Source organism: Microvirga sp. CF3062 (assembly GCF_036314045.1).
In the GTDB taxonomy this organism is placed as follows: Bacteria; Pseudomonadota; Alphaproteobacteria; order Rhizobiales; family Beijerinckiaceae; genus Microvirga.
The window spans coordinates 491,209-507,459 of record NZ_JAYGGN010000002.1 but is presented as its reverse complement, the minus strand read 5'-3'; the positions used below and the strand labels follow the sequence as shown (position 1 = coordinate 507,459).

At 60.1% G+C, this 16,251-nt stretch carries 19 protein-coding genes, 1 tRNA gene and 1 pseudogene; 9 read left to right on the top strand and 12 right to left on the bottom strand.

The window, feature by feature from the left end; genetic code table 11:
- Positions 1 to 497 precede the first annotated feature (497 nt).
- From VB618_RS05970 to mnmA, 6 genes are all read right to left on the bottom strand, one after another.
- Positions 498 to 1,031, bottom strand: a complete 534-nt coding sequence (locus VB618_RS05970) for a hypothetical protein (protein WP_329795648.1) — start codon at positions 1,029 to 1,031, stop codon at positions 498 to 500.
- The gene (locus VB618_RS05965; protein WP_329795647.1) at positions 1,028 to 1,870 is read right to left on the bottom strand and encodes a TIGR04255 family protein; all 843 of its coding nucleotides are present in this window, start codon (positions 1,868 to 1,870) and stop codon (positions 1,028 to 1,030) included. Before VB618_RS05965 ends, VB618_RS05970 begins: the two co-directional genes overlap by 4 nt.
- A gap of 821 nt (positions 1,871 to 2,691) precedes the next feature.
- A tRNA-Met gene (locus VB618_RS05960) sits at positions 2,692 to 2,768 on the bottom strand.
- A 191-nt stretch (positions 2,769 to 2,959) separates the two neighbouring features.
- A complete protein-coding gene (locus tag VB618_RS05955; protein ID WP_329795646.1) occupies positions 2,960 to 3,166 on the bottom strand; it encodes a hypothetical protein in 207 nt (68 codons plus the stop codon).
- Positions 3,167 to 3,275: 109 nt separating this feature from the next.
- Entirely contained in the window at positions 3,276 to 3,917 is a 642-nt protein-coding gene (locus VB618_RS05950; protein WP_329795645.1) for a class I SAM-dependent methyltransferase, read from the bottom strand.
- Between the two features lie 22 nt (positions 3,918 to 3,939).
- Complete coding sequence (gene mnmA, locus VB618_RS05945) at positions 3,940 to 5,097, bottom strand: tRNA 2-thiouridine(34) synthase MnmA (protein WP_329795644.1); 1,158 nt, start codon at positions 5,095 to 5,097, stop codon at positions 3,940 to 3,942.
- A 350-nt stretch (positions 5,098 to 5,447) separates the two neighbouring features.
- On the opposite strand from mnmA, the gene sciP reads away from it, so the two are divergent.
- Both sciP and VB618_RS05935 read left to right on the top strand, forming a co-directional pair.
- Positions 5,448 to 5,723 carry a CtrA inhibitor SciP gene (gene sciP, locus VB618_RS05940; protein ID WP_329795643.1) on the top strand — a complete coding sequence of 92 codons (276 nt, stop codon included), beginning with the start codon at positions 5,448 to 5,450 and terminating at the stop codon, positions 5,721 to 5,723.
- Positions 5,724 to 5,977: 254 nt separating this feature from the next.
- A pseudogene (locus VB618_RS05935) lies at positions 5,978 to 6,190 on the top strand (helix-turn-helix domain-containing protein); the annotation flags it as partial.
- A gap of 19 nt (positions 6,191 to 6,209) precedes the next feature.
- Here VB618_RS05935 and VB618_RS05930 read toward each other — a convergent pair.
- A complete protein-coding gene (locus tag VB618_RS05930; protein ID WP_329795642.1) occupies positions 6,210 to 7,223 on the bottom strand; it encodes a lysylphosphatidylglycerol synthase domain-containing protein in 1,014 nt (337 codons plus the stop codon).
- A 172-nt stretch (positions 7,224 to 7,395) separates the two neighbouring features.
- On the opposite strand from VB618_RS05930, the gene VB618_RS05925 reads away from it, so the two are divergent.
- Entirely contained in the window at positions 7,396 to 8,019 is a 624-nt protein-coding gene (locus VB618_RS05925) for a GNAT family N-acetyltransferase (protein ID WP_329795641.1), read from the top strand.
- 51 nt (positions 8,020 to 8,070) lie between these two features.
- Here VB618_RS05925 and VB618_RS05920 read toward each other — a convergent pair whose 3' ends face one another.
- The gene (locus VB618_RS05920) at positions 8,071 to 8,460 is read right to left on the bottom strand and encodes a flagellar export protein FliJ (protein WP_329795640.1); all 390 of its coding nucleotides are present in this window, start codon (positions 8,458 to 8,460) and stop codon (positions 8,071 to 8,073) included.
- A 517-nt stretch (positions 8,461 to 8,977) separates the two neighbouring features.
- Here VB618_RS05920 and ctrA point away from each other — a divergent pair.
- Together ctrA and VB618_RS05910 are read left to right on the top strand one after the other, a co-directional pair.
- Positions 8,978 to 9,679, top strand: a complete 702-nt coding sequence (gene ctrA / locus VB618_RS05915; RefSeq protein WP_329795639.1) for a response regulator transcription factor CtrA — start codon at positions 8,978 to 8,980, stop codon at positions 9,677 to 9,679.
- Between the two features lie 84 nt (positions 9,680 to 9,763).
- Complete coding sequence (locus VB618_RS05910; protein WP_329795638.1) at positions 9,764 to 10,210, top strand: hypothetical protein; 447 nt, start codon at positions 9,764 to 9,766, stop codon at positions 10,208 to 10,210.
- A 40-nt stretch (positions 10,211 to 10,250) separates the two neighbouring features.
- Here the strand turns inward: VB618_RS05910 and chpT are convergent, their stop codons facing one another.
- Complete coding sequence (gene chpT, locus VB618_RS05905) at positions 10,251 to 10,892, bottom strand: histidine phosphotransferase ChpT (protein WP_329795637.1); 642 nt, start codon at positions 10,890 to 10,892, stop codon at positions 10,251 to 10,253.
- Positions 10,893 to 11,064: 172 nt separating this feature from the next.
- On the opposite strand from chpT, the gene VB618_RS05900 reads away from it, so the two are divergent.
- From VB618_RS05900 to VB618_RS05890, 3 genes are all read left to right on the top strand, one after another.
- Positions 11,065 to 11,898 carry a 3'(2'),5'-bisphosphate nucleotidase CysQ family protein gene (locus tag VB618_RS05900; protein ID WP_329795636.1) on the top strand — a complete coding sequence of 278 codons (834 nt, stop codon included), beginning with the start codon at positions 11,065 to 11,067 and terminating at the stop codon, positions 11,896 to 11,898.
- Positions 11,899 to 12,084: 186 nt separating this feature from the next.
- Positions 12,085 to 12,687, top strand: a complete 603-nt coding sequence (locus VB618_RS05895) for a DUF1134 domain-containing protein (RefSeq protein ID WP_329795635.1) — start codon at positions 12,085 to 12,087, stop codon at positions 12,685 to 12,687.
- 157 nt (positions 12,688 to 12,844) lie between these two features.
- On the top strand, positions 12,845 to 13,867 hold the full coding sequence (locus VB618_RS05890) for a hypothetical protein (protein WP_329795634.1): 1,023 nt from the start codon (positions 12,845 to 12,847) through the stop codon (positions 13,865 to 13,867).
- A 4-nt stretch (positions 13,868 to 13,871) separates the two neighbouring features.
- On the opposite strand, the gene VB618_RS05885 is transcribed toward VB618_RS05890, so the two are convergent.
- Together VB618_RS05885 and VB618_RS05880 are read right to left on the bottom strand one after the other, a co-directional pair.
- The gene (locus VB618_RS05885; protein ID WP_329795633.1) at positions 13,872 to 14,213 is read right to left on the bottom strand and encodes a hypothetical protein; all 342 of its coding nucleotides are present in this window, start codon (positions 14,211 to 14,213) and stop codon (positions 13,872 to 13,874) included.
- Positions 14,214 to 14,265: 52 nt separating this feature from the next.
- Complete coding sequence (locus tag VB618_RS05880; RefSeq protein ID WP_329795632.1) at positions 14,266 to 15,129, bottom strand: D-amino-acid transaminase; 864 nt, start codon at positions 15,127 to 15,129, stop codon at positions 14,266 to 14,268.
- 112 nt (positions 15,130 to 15,241) lie between these two features.
- Here VB618_RS05880 and VB618_RS05875 point away from each other — a divergent pair, with 112 nt between their 5' ends.
- On the top strand, positions 15,242 to 15,856 hold the full coding sequence (locus VB618_RS05875) for a hypothetical protein (RefSeq protein WP_329795631.1): 615 nt from the start codon (positions 15,242 to 15,244) through the stop codon (positions 15,854 to 15,856).
- Between the two features lie 22 nt (positions 15,857 to 15,878).
- Here VB618_RS05875 and VB618_RS05870 read toward each other — a convergent pair whose 3' ends face one another.
- Positions 15,879 to 16,202 carry an SWIB/MDM2 domain-containing protein gene (locus VB618_RS05870; protein WP_329795630.1) on the bottom strand — a complete coding sequence of 108 codons (324 nt, stop codon included), beginning with the start codon at positions 16,200 to 16,202 and terminating at the stop codon, positions 15,879 to 15,881.
- Between the last annotated feature and the right edge of the window lie 49 nt (positions 16,203 to 16,251).

Sequence of the window (16,251 nt, the reverse complement as noted above, 5' to 3'; positions counted from 1 at the left end):
CGACTGTCGCCCTTCCTCTGGGCTCTCATAGGCACCATAAGCTCGAGGAGCACCATTAGGTCCTGGTTCGCCTCTTATAGTGGAACACGGAATCTCCAATGCGCCATAACATTCCGCAACAACATCGTCTGGCAAGTTGTCAGCCGCTCGATCAACTAGGAAGCGAGCGAGAGCCTCAATCTCTTGCTGAGTTCTTTCATTAAAATCTCGGCGTAAGACAGATAGTCCCAACCGACTAACATCCGAGATGCAACTCTCGCCCAACTCCATTGAAGGTGGCTTTTCAAGATCCCGAGGAGAAATGATAACTCGGACAAGAACCTCTTCTAGAAGAACCGGACGTCCAGTCGAATAGCGACTAACCCTCTGCATCTCGCATCGGAATTGCCCAGACGGTTGATCAATCAATTCCGCAAAGTTGTTCGGACGAGGATGCGCATCGAAGAATTGCGCCAGATCTTGGCACTGGAGACTTGAGGTATCCATGCAGTAAGCTCTTAAAAGAGCGCTTGCAAAACCACCTCGGCCTCGGCGGGGACTCGGAGGCCGGTGGTGAGAGGGTAAGGTCCCTCATCCTGCCAAACACCTTGAACCCGCTTGAGAATTGCCAGAGTGCCGCTTCCCTCGAAGACGAAAACTACTCGCGATCCATTCCCTTCGGCTGTCAGATGAACGCTTCCATCTGGATCCGCTGATACTGTGAAAGCTCTGTCCTTCCGCAGTTTCTCAAGAAAGCTAATAGCCTCGCTTATAGCTTGAGGGTTTGGTGCAGCCGCGTCGTAGCCGTCCCAGCCAGACGCATAATTCGCAAGCTTGCGTACGTCTCTGATGGCATACTCGATTGCACGAGTATTACGCTTGTACGCATTGTGCTTAGGAAAATCTTCTACGCCGCGCAAGTCAACACTTGCTCGATCCCGCGTTGGCACAGCGGTTGTGTGCTCGGCAAATGCCTGCTCAACAAAGAATGCTGTCGCCGGAAATTGGGAATTTCCATAAAGATCGCGCGGCACGCGAAGAGCGGTGTTCATATCAACTTCTCATCCACACGTAAAGAAATGCTCTTTTGCATGCTTTCCGTCAAGATGGAGCTCAACACTGACTTTGACCTCTCATGTAACAAGAAAAACTCTTTAGAAACCAATTCGCTACGCGTGTGTTCCCGTGTGAACGGTCCTTGGAGGCCGACAAGGCTATGAACAAAAATTGTACGCTCTAGTTCAGTAGGAGAATACTGGAAGTTTTCGTTAGTATCAACGTTGAGATTAACCAAGCGTCTGCGATCCTCATCATGAGCTTCAAACCACCCTACATGAGAGTGCCAAGGCTCTATGCGATTAGTTCCAAATACTGGCATAAACGATGAAGCCTTTATTACTTGACCCCAAGCTGGCAAATTCGCTCGCTCAAGTCCAACTCTTTGTATATAACGATCTCTGTACTCAAGCCTAATTTGACCTATCGGAATATGATCTACGTACCCAGGCAGAACGGAGGTGAGGATCTGGTTTAAGAACTCGGCAAAGCCCTGCCATCTGACATACGCGCTAGTTTCAACTCGTAGTTCACTACGGGTAAATTGAAACCCTTGAGGTATACTTTCATCCGCACTTCGAAAAGTACCACCAATACCACTTACTGACATATTGAAAGCGGCAGGACGCCCATCCCCCGGTGAAGGGCTATCCGGAATGACCTGCGCTCCAATAGCGTCAGCATAGATGGGAAGGTCCAATTCACGTGCGCATGATTCTGCAGCAAGCAATACCTGCAGCCAATCAGTGCCGCTCAGATACCCATTGAACGCTACTGACGCACTTACATGGTCAATAGAGTGGGCCGCATGGGCTGGGACAAAATCTTCAACCAACAGCATCTCTCCGCCGAGCACCTATCGATGCATCTTATATGGGGTTCTAATGCTCTTAAAGTTAAGTTTGCAGCCACGGTAAAGGGCAGAGTGAAGTTGTAAGCAAAGCTGGTGCCGCCCCGTATCAAAGCTACATTCTTCCTTCTACTCGCTTATTAGGTGCAAGAACTCGCTTCCGAGGCCCCTGGCGCAACCTAAGCCACTTCTCGTGATCCTCTCGCGCGGCCGCACGGGCAAGAGCGCGTGCGATTCTAAGTATCACCTCAGGCGGCTTTGAGAGCACTATAATCGGCGTCATTTTCTGAGATTGCGTAGCTTTTTTCATGAGGCTGGACCTCGCCGCCTCCATGACCTCTTGCAAGCGATTCTCTAATAGGCTTCCGCGAAGGCGACAGGGATCAGTTATTAGAAGCCGCTTATAAAAGCCTCTTGCTGAACCCTTATTCGGGATGATCAAAAATGAAGGTAGGAGACACTCTATGCTGAAGCGCCCCCTGTCTACTCCCAATATAGAGCTTTCGGGCAAGGAAGAAGCCGAGATCCAAGCCTAGATTGATGATGAGAATCCTGAGTTGACTGAGGAGGACTTCGCTCGGATGCGCCCAGCTCGCGAGGTCTTGACACCAGAGCTGTACGAGAAGCTAACGAGAAAGAAGCCTCCCGCAGATGGCAACTAGGCGATCTGAGCACGCCAAGCTGTCGGATCAACAGTTGCTAGTACCCTAACATTGATTTCATTGAAATTCTTAGATCTGAGGCGATACCACACCCAAAGCCTAAAAAGCAATTTCCGCTTTGATATCAAAAACTTAGCCAAAGGATGGTAGCGGAGGAGAGATTTGAACTCCCGACACAAGGATTATGATTCCTCTGCTCTAACCAACTGAGCTACTCCGCCCCAGGCAGCGGGGCGGACCCCGCGTCAGGCAAGCGCGATATAGGGAAGGTTGCCCCCGGGTGTCAAGAAAGACCGGCGGGGAAACTGCGGATTTGTCGCCACCGAGTCAGCCCTGCGCCTGGAGGGCAGAAAATCGGCGCAATGCGCCCGTAACCCTGTAGCCGTCCAGGGCTGAATGCGGGTCGCTCCCCTCAGCCTTTGGGCTTCATCCGCCAGAGCTGGAAGCCCTCGCTCGAGACCGCCTGTTCGATAGCCTTGCGGTTGAACTTGTGCGGCGGGGTCTCACGAGAATTCAGCGTGCCGGTCAGTCCCCAGGGGGCGTACTTGGCCGGGAGCTTCGTGCCGGATTCATCCCCTGCAAAAGCGTGAAGATCCTCCTTGGCCTGGGAGGTAAACATGAAAAGGCGCATCGGACGTGCTTTCGTAATCTGGAGTTGGCCTGCTCTTAGAGATAGGGCTTTGAGCCTGGAAGTCACGTCCGGGTCACGGAGCGCCCGCCCCGAGCCCTCATGCTATCTTCTTGATTCTCATGAGTTTGAAGAAGCCGCTCGGGAACAAGGATCTCAGCTCCACGACCTCCATGCGGCCCGTCCGCTGAGCCCAGTTCTCGACCCGCGAGGCCTTGAAGGCCGAGCTCCAGCCGATGGCTTTGGCGATGGGCGAGACCATCTCCTCGATCGTCGCGATGGGGCCGGAGGGCTGCCCCCAATGGTTGGCGAGCACGATCTCGCCGCCCGGCCTGAGCACGCGCATGAACTCGTCGAGGGCCATCTCCGGCTCGGGCACCAGGGTAATGATGAACTGTGCGGTCACCGCGTCGAAGGCCCCGTCCGGGAAGCCGAGGCGGGTGACGTCCATAACCTGCAGGCTCTTCACATGCGTGAGACCCCGCTTGTCGACCTTCTCCTGCGCCCGGCGGAGCATGTCCTCGGAGAGATCGACCCCGTAGACCTCGGCATTCATGGGGTAGTAGCCCAGTGACAGGCCCGTGCCAACGCCGGCTTCCAGCACCTTCGGGCCGCAGGCCACGGCGGCGTTCACGGCGGCGCGGGCGGCAGGTTCCGTCAGCTTGTCGTAGACGAGGTCGTAGATCGGAGCCCAACGCGCATAAGCCTTGCGCATCAGGACGGTGGTCGCTCCATCCGTCATAAAGGTCCCTTCGGTCGAAGCCTCAGGCCGCGGCGGGCGCGGCTTCGGCCATTGTGCGAGCAATCGTGCCCCCGCCAAGCACACGTGCCCGGGGAGCATCGCTCTCATAGATGACACAAGCTTGACCGGGAGACACCCCATCTTCAGCCGATAACAGCTCGACCGTAGTGCTTGTTCCTGTGGATCGAAGGATCGCCGGGCGCGGCTCACGGGTGGAGCGCACGCGCACGGCCACCTCCATGCCCTTTTCGCCGAGAGCCTCGAGCGGCACGTCGCCGAGCCAGTTCACGTCCGTGACGCGGATGAGCCGGGTGGCCAGCGCCTCCCGGGGGCCAACCACCACGCGGGCCTCCTTGGCCTCGAGGCGAACCACATAGAGCGGCTCGCCGACGGAGAGGCCCAGGCCCTTCCGCTGCCCCACCGTGTAGTGGATGATGCCCTCGTGGCGCCCGAGCACCCGGCCGTCGATATGGACGATCTCGCCCCCGTGCACGGCGCCGGGCTTCAGGCGCTCGATCACATCGCTGTAGCGTCCCTGCGTGACGAAGCAGATGTCCTGGCTGTCGGCCTTTTCCGCCACAGTGAGCCCGAACTCACGCGCCAGCTCGCGGGTCTGCTCCTTAGGCAGCTCACCAAGGGGAAAGCGCAGGAAATCCAGCTGCTCAGGCGTCGTCGCATAGAGGAAATAGCTCTGGTCCCGGTCGGGGTCGGCGGCGCGATGCAGCGCCCGGCGCCCATCCGGCAGAGCATGGCTTGCCACATAATGGCCTGTGGCGAGCACATCGCCGCCGAGTTCCCGGGCGGTCTCCAGGAGATCGCGGAACTTGATGGAGCGGTTGCACTCCACGCAGGGGATCGGCGTCTCGCCTTCCAGATAGCTCTGGGTGAAGCGGTCGATCACGGCCTCGCGGAAGCGGGCCTCGTAGTCGAGCACGTAATGGGGGATGCCGATGGCCTCCGAGACCCGGCGGGCATCGTAGATGTCCTGGCCGGCGCAGCAGGCGCCCTTCCGGTGGGCAGCAGCACCATGGTCGTAGAGCTGGAGCGTGATGCCGATGACATCATAGCCCTCGCGCTTGAGCAGGGCTGCGACGACGGACGAGTCCACGCCGCCCGACATCGCAACCACGACGCGGGTCTTCGAGGGTTCGGTAGGCAGGCCGAGTGAGTTGAGCATCATTCCATCCAGAGGCGCCGTTCAAGGCGGCGCACGGGAGGCTTCAAAGCCCTTCTATAGCGCATTGTGCGGAAAAGTGGACCCGTTTTCACTGCGTGGCCCTTCGGGTCCGTTCCGAACGATGTGCCAACTCAGAGAATGAGCATCGAACCCAAAAGTGCAGGTCCACTTTTGGGTTCGATGCTCGTGCGCCACAATTCTTAAAGGGAAAGTGCAGCGGAATAAGGCAACTTTAACGTTTATGGCTAAGCTTAGGCACTCTCGATAACCGACTGATTGGGCTTAGGAAAACATTAAGCCCCGTCGCGTAGGTTCGAGCCACTGAGGTCGTTGAATTTTTGTGTGAGCGTATCATGACCGAACCCCACCGCCCTAGGGTCAAGTATGTCATAGGGCCCGATGGCAGTCCCTTGACGATTGCCGACCTTCCCCCTTCCAGCACCCGCCGCTGGGTTATCCGCCGAAAGGCCGAGGTTGTCGCCGCCGTCCGCGGCGGGCTCTTAAGCCTCGAAGAAGCTTGCCACCGATACACGCTGACCACTGAGGAGTTCCTGAGCTGGCAGCTGTCCATCGACCAGCATGGTCTGGCGGGCCTGCGCACCACGCGCATCCAGCATTACCGGCAGTAGGCACGCCGGGAGATCCGACAATGAGGCGCTGCTCACCCGAGCCAGCGCCTTTTCCATTTTGGGATTGAAAGTTCGGGGGCGAAGCTCAGCCGTTAAGAGCTTCCTAACCATAAGATGAGCATAAACTCCTGAATCACCTCTCCTTAAGGCAGGCTCTCAACGTGCTCGGCAGCCAGGATCCGTCGTACCGACAAGACCATCTCGAAGCAGATAGCGGTTCTCCCTCGTCTCCTGCCGGTCAAGAACAGAGTATGGAGACCCTCAGGCGCATTCTGGTCGGCCGGAGCATCGCCGACGTTGAGCGGCACCTGATCCTCGACACACTCGCCTTCTGCCTCGGGAACCGGACCCATGCGGCGCGGATCCTGGGCATCTCGATCCGCACCCTGCGCAACAAGCTGAATGAGTACACGCAGGCGGGCATCGTCGTCCCGGAGCCGGGTCAGCGCCCGGCCACAGCCGCCTGAGCGCTCGCGCTTTTTACCCTTACTGATCGGACGATGACAGTGGCGGCGGCGGCACGGAGCCGTCGGCGGCGATCATCCGGCCGCGCCATGCCTGCGCCAGCCGGGCTCTCTCGAACATGAGCACCACCACGAGCGAGAGGCCAAAGGGGATCAGCAGATAAAACAAGCGGAAGATGATGAGAGCCGCCAAGACATCCGCCTTGGGAATGTCGGGCATGGCGGTGAGGAAGACAAGCTCGAATACCCCGAGGCCACCAGGAGCATGGCTCACCAGGGCCGCCGAGAAGGAGGCCAGGAACACGGCGAGCACCACGATGAAGCTGGGCTCCAAATGAGCTGGGAGCACGAAATAGATGATGCCGGCGGCGCCTAGGAGTTCGAGCGGCGCCGCAATCAGCTGGCGCACCATGACAGCCGGGCGTGGATATTCGAGCTTGGCCTTGCGGATGATGAGCGGCGGAAGGTGCAGGACGGATCCGACCACATAGAGCACCACGAAGCCGAGCAGCAGCAGCCCGACGACACGAGCCGTAGCCGGATTGGTCAGCATCGAGGGCAGAAGCTCTTCCAGCCGGTGCAGGAGGGTCGGATCGGCCACCAGGGTGATGCCCCCAAGCAGGATGGTGCCAAGACCGAAGGTAAAGGAACACAGGGCCACCAGCACGGCGATCTGCGGGGCGCTCAGGCCTTTCGAGGTGTAAGCCCGGTAGCGCACGACGGCCCCGGAAAAGACAGAGGCGCCGATATTGTGGGAGAGCGCATAGGTCGTGAACGACGTGACGGACACGAACAGCCAGGAAATGTGACGGACGCCCAAATGCAGCAGCGCGATCCTGTCGTACCAGGCGAGCGCCGCATAAGCGAAAAGGGTCGAGAGAGCCGCGAGAGCGTAGCGATGGGAAGGAACGGCGGTCAGGCTGTCCCAGACATCGTCCAAGGACATACCTCGAAGTTCGCGGTAGAGAAGCCAGCCTGAGACGATGACTGCCAGCAGCCCGATCATGGGCCAAATGAACTCACGCACATTCTTCATCGGGCTGGCACATCTCCCTCGTTGGCTCTTCTGTGCCCACAATCCCCTGGGTCTGCAAGGGGATATTGGTGTGGAGGCCCATGACATAAAGTCCAAGCGAGAAGCGTGACGTAAGGAGGCAATCGCTTTATCAAGCAGCCCTGTCCTTGAAGGTCCCAGAAGGCGATCCCCTATGACGAGCGCTTCGGCAGTGGCTCTCAACCTCGACGGCTACACCGATCTGCCCCCTGGCAAGATTGCGACCATCGTCACCTATCTCGAGATGCAAAAGCCGCCGGATCTGCTCTCGATCCGCAAGCCGGCAGGATGGACGCTCCAGCGCATCGATCACGACAGGCCGCGCTATCGGTCCTTGTTCCGAGCAGTGGGCGAGCCCTGGCTCTGGTTCAGCCGGGCCGTCGTGTCCGATGACAAGCTCGCCACAATCCTCGATGACCCGAAGGTGGAGGCCTACGCCCTCCATGACGGAACCGGCGATGCGGGCCTGCTCGAGCTCGACTTCCGCACTGATAATGAGGTCGAACTCGCCTTTCTGGGGCTCGTGCCGGGCTTCATCGGACAAGGGGCAGGACGCTTCCTGATGAACGAAGCCATCAGCCGTGCCTTCGCACAGCCGACGAAGCGCTTCTTCGTCCATACCTGCACGCTCGACTCAGCCAGCGCCCTCGCCTTCTATATCCGCTCAGGCTTCACGCCCTATCGGCGTGCCATCGAGGTCACGGACGATCCGCGTCGTCTCGGGTTACTCCCCCGGGAGGCGGCACCCCATTTCCCGCTGTTGGTGCAGCAGCCATGAAAAAGGGCGCGCCGGTCTGGCGCGCCCTTTCGAATTTCGGTGTGGCTTCGTTCAGGCCGTGGCGCGAACGACGCGGCCTTGGCCGGCTTGGCTGATGGCGGCGTCCATGGAGCGCTCACGGTCTTCGAGGCTCTCGGCCCGCTTCAGCTCCTCGAACGCTTCTCCGAGCTCGGCCTTCGCATCGTCGAGCTGGATGTGCAGGTTCTGGGCCGAGAGGCGCAAGTTGTCCCGCCTCTGGGCCGCAGCGCGCGCGTAGGTCGGATAGGCAAAGTGGTTGAGGTCGGTGATACCGGCCTTCTGCTCTTCCGCTGCGATTTCCCGATCAAGGTCAGCCGCCATGCGGTCGAACTCGGCGATCATCATCTCGATCTGCGCCACCCGGCGACGTTTCTCGTCGACTTGAAAGCGCTTGAGGCGGATGAGCGTGTCCCGCGACTTCATCTTGATTCAACTCCACACGTCGCTGTTTCATTTCGCCTCACGGATCGCTCAGTTATCCGCCAGACATGCGACACCATCGCCCATGGAGGTTGAGCTTTCCTTACCGGCGGCGACAAAAAATTCCTGTGATCTCAACCCCCTCGGCGAAATCTTGCCCCAAGCTTGCGTCCTGCGGGCCTCGTAAACCATTCGTTTACCGATTTCGTTAACACTGGCCTTGTCGCGGTCGCGGGTCCCTCAGATTCGTTCCCGGGCAAGGCTGAAACGCTTAGACGATAAGCTTTTGGGATGTTGTAAGGCGGTTCCCTATGGTTACCCAGAATCCACAGGATAATGGCCTTCGGCGGATGATCTGCCTGTCAAGTTCGTTAAGCGCTTGCGTCCCAGAATCAGGGTTTGTTAACCATTCCGTACTAGCGTTTCGAATCAGTTCAAAAGAGCATCCGCCGCAAGCCCGGTGGTGGATGAACAGCCTCCCGCTGTTTCAAAGCTCAAGGGCAAGGGCTGGGGATTGAACATGCGCGTACTTCTGATCGAAGACGACAGCGCGACAGCGCAAAGCATCGAACTGATGCTGAAGTCCGAGAATTTCAACATCTACACGACGGATCTCGGAGAAGAGGGCATCGACCTCGGCAAACTCTACGATTACGATATCATCCTTCTCGATCTGAACCTGCCGGATATGTCGGGATACGAGGTCCTGCGGACGCTCCGCGTCGCGAAGGTGAAGACGCCGATCCTGATCCTCTCCGGCATGGCCGGCATCGAGGACAAGGTGAAGGGTCTCGGCTTCGGCGCCGACGATTATCTCACCAAGCCGTTCCACAAGGACGAGATGGTGGCCCGCATTCATGCGATCGTGCGCCGCTCGAAGGGTCACGCCCAGTCGGTGATCACCACCGGGGACCTGATCGTCAACCTCGACACCAAGACGGTCGAAGTCGGCGGCGCCCGCGTGCACCTGACCGGCAAGGAATACCAGATGCTGGAGCTCCTCTCCCTGCGTAAGGGCACGACCCTGACCAAGGAGATGTTCCTCAACCACCTCTATGGCGGCATGGACGAGCCGGAATTGAAGATCATCGACGTCTTCATCTGCAAACTCCGCAAGAAGCTCGCCAATGCTTCGCAGGGCCGCAACTACATCGAGACCGTCTGGGGCCGCGGCTACGTGCTGCGCGAGCCTGCCGAGGCGGACGTGCGCATCGCGATTTAAACTTCGCGGTGACTACCAATCAAAAAGCCCGGTTCAAGCCCGGGCTTTTTTGCTGATCGAGCACCTTCCGATAGGATAAGCCCGATGCGTTACCTGATAGCCTACGGCTACATTCTCATAAGTGGCGTTGCATTGCCCTTTGCATTACAAGCCAAGGACCTCATCGGTCGAGAATACGTTACCTTAGCTGGAGAAATAACGGCATCGCGGCTTTTGGAAGAGTATCTGATCATTTCTTCAATCATCTTCTCTATGTTCTTGCTGTTCCAAGCATTATTGCTGCTTCTTCCGCCGATCCGCAACAGTTGGAGCTTACGAAGAACACTGAGCAGCGTGAGCCTCGCGTTAACAGGCTTCGCGAGTGCTTCCTTCTCCCTGACAGGGCATGTGCAAGTCTACGGGAATACCTGGACACCTGTAGAAGCCTTTTTCGCATTCGTGGCGCCTGTCTCGCCGATCATTCTCATCGTGATCCTGGCAGGCAGCCTGCTCGGCGCTCACCTGCGAAAGGCACCCCGCTCCGTTGCCTAAGAGCAGACCATCTGGATCGTCTTAACCTGAAACAGCAATCTCAAGCCGTGACAGCCCTGATCGTCACCTCGTCGCCCTCGAGGGAGAACGCGATATTCATGTTCGACGCGCGGGCGATCATGCCGGCGTAAAAGATCTGGATGCCATGGGCATCGACCGTACCGGATTCGGAATCTCCGGCAAGAAGGGATTCTGAATGGGCGGGGATGCGGGCATTCAGACCTTTTGACACGATGGTGAAGGCGCAGCTCTCGGCGTCTCCCGTCACCGTCACGGCAATCGAACCGCCGCGCGGGATGGCCGTGGTGGCGATCATGACCAGATTGAGCAAAAGCTTCACCCGGTTCTTGGGGAACAGGAGCCGGGGCGACGACCAGGAGAAGCTGATCTTATCGTCGAGGAAGAGCCCCCGGGCCACCTGCTCGGCATCGCCGAGATCGATCGAGGCACCGGCCGAACCGGCCGCCCCGAAGGCAAGGCGGGCGAACTGGAGGCGGGCCGAGGCCTGCTTCGCGCTTTTCTGGATCAGGTCGAGTGCGAAGTCGCGCATGGAGGCGTCACTGTCGTCCTCCAGAACCTCGAGCCCGTTGACGATTGCACCCACCGGCGAGATCACGTCATGGCAGACGCGTGAGCAGAGGAGAGCGGCGAGATCGAGCGAATCGAGGGAAATCGTGGCCATGAGGGCTCCGGAGACGGCGTAACGTCAGCTGTTCATTCAAGAAATCGGGATTTCAACGGGAATGAGTACAGCCAAACAGGAAAGAGAACGTGAACCGGGATACCCGGCTCAGAGTTCTTTGAAAAGCGGGCAAAAAGACATCGACAGCCCGCGAGGGAACAGGCACAAATCCATGATGCGCTTCGATGGACAGAACCCCGACGAGATCGCCCTGAAGCTGGCTCACATCGCCTGGGAGGCAGGACGGGTCCTGCGCGGCATGGAAAGCGCGCTGATCGACAAGCGCATCAAGGATGACGGAAGCCCTACGACGGCAGCAGACCTGGCTGCGGAGGAGCTGATCATCAGGCGCTTAGGTGAGGCCTGGGACAGTGTTCCGGTGATCGCCGAGGAAACCTCCAGCACAGCCCAGACGGACGACTATTTCTTTCTTGTCGATCCCCTCGACGGCACCGGAGATTTCATACACGGCACCGGCGAATACAGCGTCAACATCGCCCTGATCCGGGGCAATCGGCCCATGGCGGCCGTGGTGGCCGCGCCGGCCATGGGGTCGATCTGGATTGCCGGCGAGAATGCCCGCGTGAGCGCCCTGCCCAATGAGCAACGGGCAGATTTCGACTGGCGCGAAGCAAGGGTGCGCCCCGCCCCCGAGAAGGACCTCGTGGCTCTGGTGAGCCGCCGCCACGGCGACATCGCCACGGAAGCTTGCCTCTCGGTCCTGTCGATCGGCACAAGGCGCATGACCTCTTCGGCCCTGAAGTTCTGCCTCATCGCCTCCGGCGAGGCCGACATTTATGTGCGCTGCGGCCCGACCATGGAATGGGACACGGCGGCGGGCGACCACATTCTCACCTGCGCCGGCGGCAGCGTGGTCGGACCGGGGGGAGCGCCCCTCACCTACGGCCATGAGGACAAGGGTTACCGGAACGGCCCCTTCGCGGCCATCGGCGATGCAGCCTTGGCGCCCAGACTGGACCTGCCTGTATCGGCCTCGGCCGCCTGAGTTCCCTTTTCCCGACTGTCTCTTGCCAAGGGCCGGGTATTCTCGGCTCAAAATAACCGCGGGCCGTTTCAAAGGCATTCCGTAGAGAGATTGTTAGGGTTGATGACCGTAAGGTTCGACCCTCGATAGCAGCCTTTCGGCCCACGATGGCCGGATTGTCCCCTGTCTCACGCGAGGAGATAGCCCATGCGCTCCCGGTCCACGTTTCTTGCGGCAGCGGCTTTTGCCGCCCTCATCAGCGCCCTGCCCCTGCAGGCCTCGGCCCAAACCGTCCAGCGCGCTTACGTCACCAATCCCGGCAGCCCGGAATCCTTCCGTTCCGATGAACTGGTCGAGTCCGGCCATCAGTTCTTCGGCTCGGCCTCCCGCGGCATTGCCCTTGCCCTCCAGGAGGCGATCCGCCGCTGGGGCGAGCCCAATGGCTACATACTGGGTCAGGAAGCCTCCGGCGCCTTTTTCGGCGGCCTGCGTTATGGCGAGGGCAAGCTCTTCACCCGCAATGCCGGCGATCGCCGGATCTTCTGGCAGGGGCCTTCCCTTGGATTCGACGTGGGCGGTGACGGTGCCCGCACCATGATGCTGGTGTACAACATGCCCTTCACGGACGCGCTCTATAAACGCTTCGTCGGCGTCGACGGCTCGGCCTATTTCATCGGCGGCTTCGGCGTGACCGCTGTGGCGGCGGACGAGATGGTCGTGGTGCCGATCCGGGCCGGCGTCGGGGCTCGCCTTGGCGTCAATATCGGCTACCTGAAGTTCACCTCCGAGCCGACCTGGAACCCCTTCTAGGCTTTCACGCGAGCAGGTGCCATCTCCGAGGCAGTGGAAACTGACACAGGATGCGCTACAACGGGCGGTCTGGAGCATCGCGCCTCTGGAAAGCTGCGCAGGCACAAGGCAAGGTGCTTGAGCGTTACCGGTCAAGCACCTTGGAGTTGGCGTCCGCGTGATCGAAACAATCATGATTTTCGCGTTGGGGTTCGTCGCAGCCTCCCTCATCGCGCTTCTGATCATCCCCGCGGTCAATGCCCGCGCTGAGCGTCTAGCCCGCCGCAGGGCCGAGGCGCTCTTTCCCATGTCGATCTCCGAATTGACGGCGGAGAAGGACCACCTGCGGGCGGAATTCGCGGTTCTCCAGCGGCGGATCGAGCGCAAGGCCGAGGAAGCGATGGCCTACAAGCGGGAGAGCATGGAGGAACTAGGCCGGCGGGCGATCCGCATCGAGGCCCTCGAGAGCACTCTCGTCGAGCGCGACCGGACGGTGGCCCAGCTCGAAGTCAACCTCGCCAGCACCCAGACGCGCCTGGCAGCGGTCGACGAAGACCTCGCACAGACCAGAACCTTCCTCGCGAGCACCCGCGAGACCCTGACTGCTCTTGAGAATGCTCACCGGGCAACCCTGAATGAGCTGTCCAATACCCGCATGGAACTGGAACTCACGCAGCACGAGCGCTCCAGGACGAAGACCGAGCTCCTTCACGCCGAAGAGAAGCTTGCCCGCATCGAGGTCGAGTTCGCCGACATGGATCGCCGGCTCACGACAGCCCTGAGCGACCTCGATACCAAACGCATCACCATCTCGGATCTCGAAACCCGCCTCATGACCCAGACCGCCCGGGGCAACGACTTCGAGCGTGCTCTGAACGAGCGGCACAGCGAATTGTCAGACGAGCGCCTGCGGCTGGCGGAGCTCGCCAAAGGCATTGCCGCCGAGCAGGAGCGCGGCCTGATTCTTGAGCAGCGCATCCGCGAAATCGAGGCGGAGCGCGACGAGGCTCAGGAGCGGCTCGCGAACATGGAGATCTCCGGAGGCCAGAACGATGAACTGCGCCGCCAGATCTCCGAGGTGGCGGCCCAGATCATGAAGAGCGGTGGCGAGCGTTCAATGGAAGCCAAGCCCCGCGAGAACAACAGATCCCGCGAGGGCAAGCGGCGGCGCTCGGCCGGGAAGCAGCTCCCGGCTTCCTAGATCCTTATTTCGGATCGACCTGCTGGTTGCCCGGCGGTCGTATGACCGGTGTGGTGCCGGGATTGGGCACGGGTGCAGGCACGGTGATGTCAGGAGTCGCGGTCTCTGGCGGCCGGATCACGCCATCCGTCTGCTCGAGCTTCTCGCTCAATGTTTTGGTCGATCCTGTCTCCGACGGGCCATTGGTGCCGGAGAGATTGCTGTCGGGCTCGATCTTCTCGGCCGGCATCTGGCTCGGCGCAGGCATGTTCGGGGCCTGTTGCTGCAGAACCTGAGGGTTTTGGGCGAAAGCTGCCGTCCCAAAGCAGCCCGCCAGAATAGTCGATAGGACCAGAACACGGTTCATGGGTCGCTCCTTCGGAAGGCAACGGACGACCCGATGGCCGGTTCCGGCAAAGCTACTCGGCGGCCAGGGCCGGAACGCGAGCCATGGACAGATAAAGCTCGCGCAGCCGCTTCGTGACGGGACCGGGCTTTCCGTCGGCGATTGGACGTCCGTCAATCGACACGATGGGCAGGACGAAGTTCGAGGCGCTGGTGAGGAATGCCTCAGCGGCATCGTAGGCTTCCTCGACCGTGAACCGGCGCTCTTTGAGGGAGATCCCGGCCTCTTCGGAGAGCCGCAGGAGGGACTTGCGGGTGATGCCGGGCAGGATGGACTGGGAGAGCGGACGCACGACGATGCTGCCATTCTTCGTGACGATGAAGCCGCTCGACGAGCCGCCTTCGGTCACGTAGCCATCCTCCACCAGCCAGGCCTCCTGGGCTCCTGCCTCCCTGGCCGCCTGCTTGGCGAGGACCTGAGCCAGCAGGTTGATCGACTTGATGTCGCGACGCGCCCAGCGCTGGTCCGGCACGGTCACGACCGCGATGCCCGTCCGAGCTGCCGGAGCGTCGGCAATTGCCTTGGCCTGGGTGAACATGGCCACCGTGGGTTCGGCATTCTCGGGGAAGAAGAAGTCCCGCTCCGCCACGCCCCGGGTGACCTGGAAGTAGATGAAGCCTTCCACCATGCCGTTGCGACGGACGATCTCTTCCTGCAGCGAGGTCCACTCGGCGCGCGAATAGGGATTGCGGATCCGCACTTCGACGAGTGAACGCTCAAGGCGCTCGAGATGCGCCTCGTTGTCGATCAACTGACCGTCGAGCACGCCGATTCCTTCATAGACCCCGTCGCCGAACAGGAAGCCTCGATCCATGAAGGGCACCTTGGCCTCTTCGAGGGGCAGGAAGGAACCGTTCAGGAAGACGATGCGGGACATGGAAACCTCAAAAGTCGTAACCCGACTCAACCAAGCTTAACCTATGGGCAACTGAGCCGCTCGACCTATATCGCCAAGAGCCCTGCAAGCTAAGGCGATAGGTACCCCCATCGTGAGATTGACGCTACTGCTCCTTTCGACGGTTCTGCCGCCCCTGTTCCTGAGCGTTCCGGCGGTTGCCGGACCTCAGGCGCCCCAGAGATGGTTCAACGAGCGCGGCTATGTCGAGCCCGCGGGAGGCCGTATCATTGCCTGTCACGGATATGGATGCACCCGGCGGCTGGCGCTCCCGATCGATGGGAGCCTGCTGAGCCGGGCAAGCGGGACGTTGAGATCGGCGCAGGGTTCACCCTCTGCGGAGAGGCAGGCGCTGGCCGAGGTAGTCAGATCCTACACGGCGTATCTGGCCGCTTCCCTGGGTGGGAAGCCAGACATGCCGGGGTCGCCGCCCCAGATGTCAGGCGTTCACGGTCAGATGGATTGCCTGGATGAAACCGCCAACACGACCAGCCTGCTCCTCGTTCTGCAGGAGCGTGGGCTCCTGACCCATCATGTGGTGGAGCATCCGGAATCGCGGGGGTTCTTCTTTGACGGCCGCTACCCGCACTTCACGGCGGTGATCACGGAGAAGCGCACCGGAGAGGAATGGGCCGTGGACCCGTGGAAGAAGGCCCCGGGTCAGAGGCCGGAAATCCTGCCGCTCGATCGGTGGCGGCAGGATTCCTGATAAGCCTGAAGCGAGGTTTCGCTTATTTCAGGTGCTGGGCAAGGTGCTTGTTCATCTCGAACATCGTCACCTTCGGCTTGCCGAAGATCGGCTGAAGCTTGTCGTCAGCCAGAATCTCGCGCTTGTTCTCGGGGTTCTGCAGGTTGTGCTTCTTGATGTATTCCCACATCTTGCTCACAACCTCGCCGCGCGGCAGCGGGTTCGAGCCCACGATGACGGCCAGCTCCTTGGACGGCTGCAAGGGCTGCTGAAGAGCGTTGGGCTTGGAACCGGCAGCCTTCTTGGCAGCAGGCTTGTCTGCAGCCTTCTTCGCGCCGGCTTTTGCGTCAGTCGTCTTGGTCGCCATGTATTCCTCCGGGAATGGTGTGGGGAAGCTCGTCAACAGCCTTGGAATA

Excerpts from the sequence above, each read along its gene's own strand:
- VB618_RS05970 (WP_329795648.1), bottom strand. The coding sequence starts at position 1,031 with ATGAACACCGCTCTTCGCGTGCCGCGCGATCTTTATGGAAATTCCCAA.
- VB618_RS05955 (WP_329795646.1), bottom strand. The coding sequence starts at position 3,166 with ATGTTTACCTCCCAGGCCAAGGAGGATCTTCACGCTTTTGCAGGGGAT.
- VB618_RS05950 (WP_329795645.1), bottom strand. The coding sequence starts at position 3,917 with ATGACGGATGGAGCGACCACCGTCCTGATGCGCAAGGCTTATGCGCGT.
- mnmA (WP_329795644.1), bottom strand. The coding sequence starts at position 5,097 with ATGATGCTCAACTCACTCGGCCTGCCTACCGAACCCTCGAAGACCCGC.
- sciP (WP_329795643.1), top strand. The coding sequence starts at position 5,448 with ATGACCGAACCCCACCGCCCTAGGGTCAAGTATGTCATAGGGCCCGAT.
- VB618_RS05930 (WP_329795642.1), bottom strand. The coding sequence starts at position 7,223 with ATGAAGAATGTGCGTGAGTTCATTTGGCCCATGATCGGGCTGCTGGCA.
- VB618_RS05925 (WP_329795641.1), top strand. The coding sequence starts at position 7,396 with ATGACGAGCGCTTCGGCAGTGGCTCTCAACCTCGACGGCTACACCGAT.
- VB618_RS05920 (WP_329795640.1), bottom strand. The coding sequence starts at position 8,460 with ATGAAGTCGCGGGACACGCTCATCCGCCTCAAGCGCTTTCAAGTCGAC.
- ctrA (WP_329795639.1), top strand. The coding sequence starts at position 8,978 with ATGCGCGTACTTCTGATCGAAGACGACAGCGCGACAGCGCAAAGCATC.
- VB618_RS05910 (WP_329795638.1), top strand. The coding sequence starts at position 9,764 with ATGCGTTACCTGATAGCCTACGGCTACATTCTCATAAGTGGCGTTGCA.
- chpT (WP_329795637.1), bottom strand. The coding sequence starts at position 10,892 with ATGGCCACGATTTCCCTCGATTCGCTCGATCTCGCCGCTCTCCTCTGC.
- VB618_RS05900 (WP_329795636.1), top strand. The coding sequence starts at position 11,065 with ATGATGCGCTTCGATGGACAGAACCCCGACGAGATCGCCCTGAAGCTG.
- VB618_RS05895 (WP_329795635.1), top strand. The coding sequence starts at position 12,085 with ATGCGCTCCCGGTCCACGTTTCTTGCGGCAGCGGCTTTTGCCGCCCTC.
- VB618_RS05885 (WP_329795633.1), bottom strand. The coding sequence starts at position 14,213 with ATGAACCGTGTTCTGGTCCTATCGACTATTCTGGCGGGCTGCTTTGGG.
- VB618_RS05880 (WP_329795632.1), bottom strand. The coding sequence starts at position 15,129 with ATGTCCCGCATCGTCTTCCTGAACGGTTCCTTCCTGCCCCTCGAAGAG.
- VB618_RS05870 (WP_329795630.1), bottom strand. The coding sequence starts at position 16,202 with ATGGCGACCAAGACGACTGACGCAAAAGCCGGCGCGAAGAAGGCTGCA.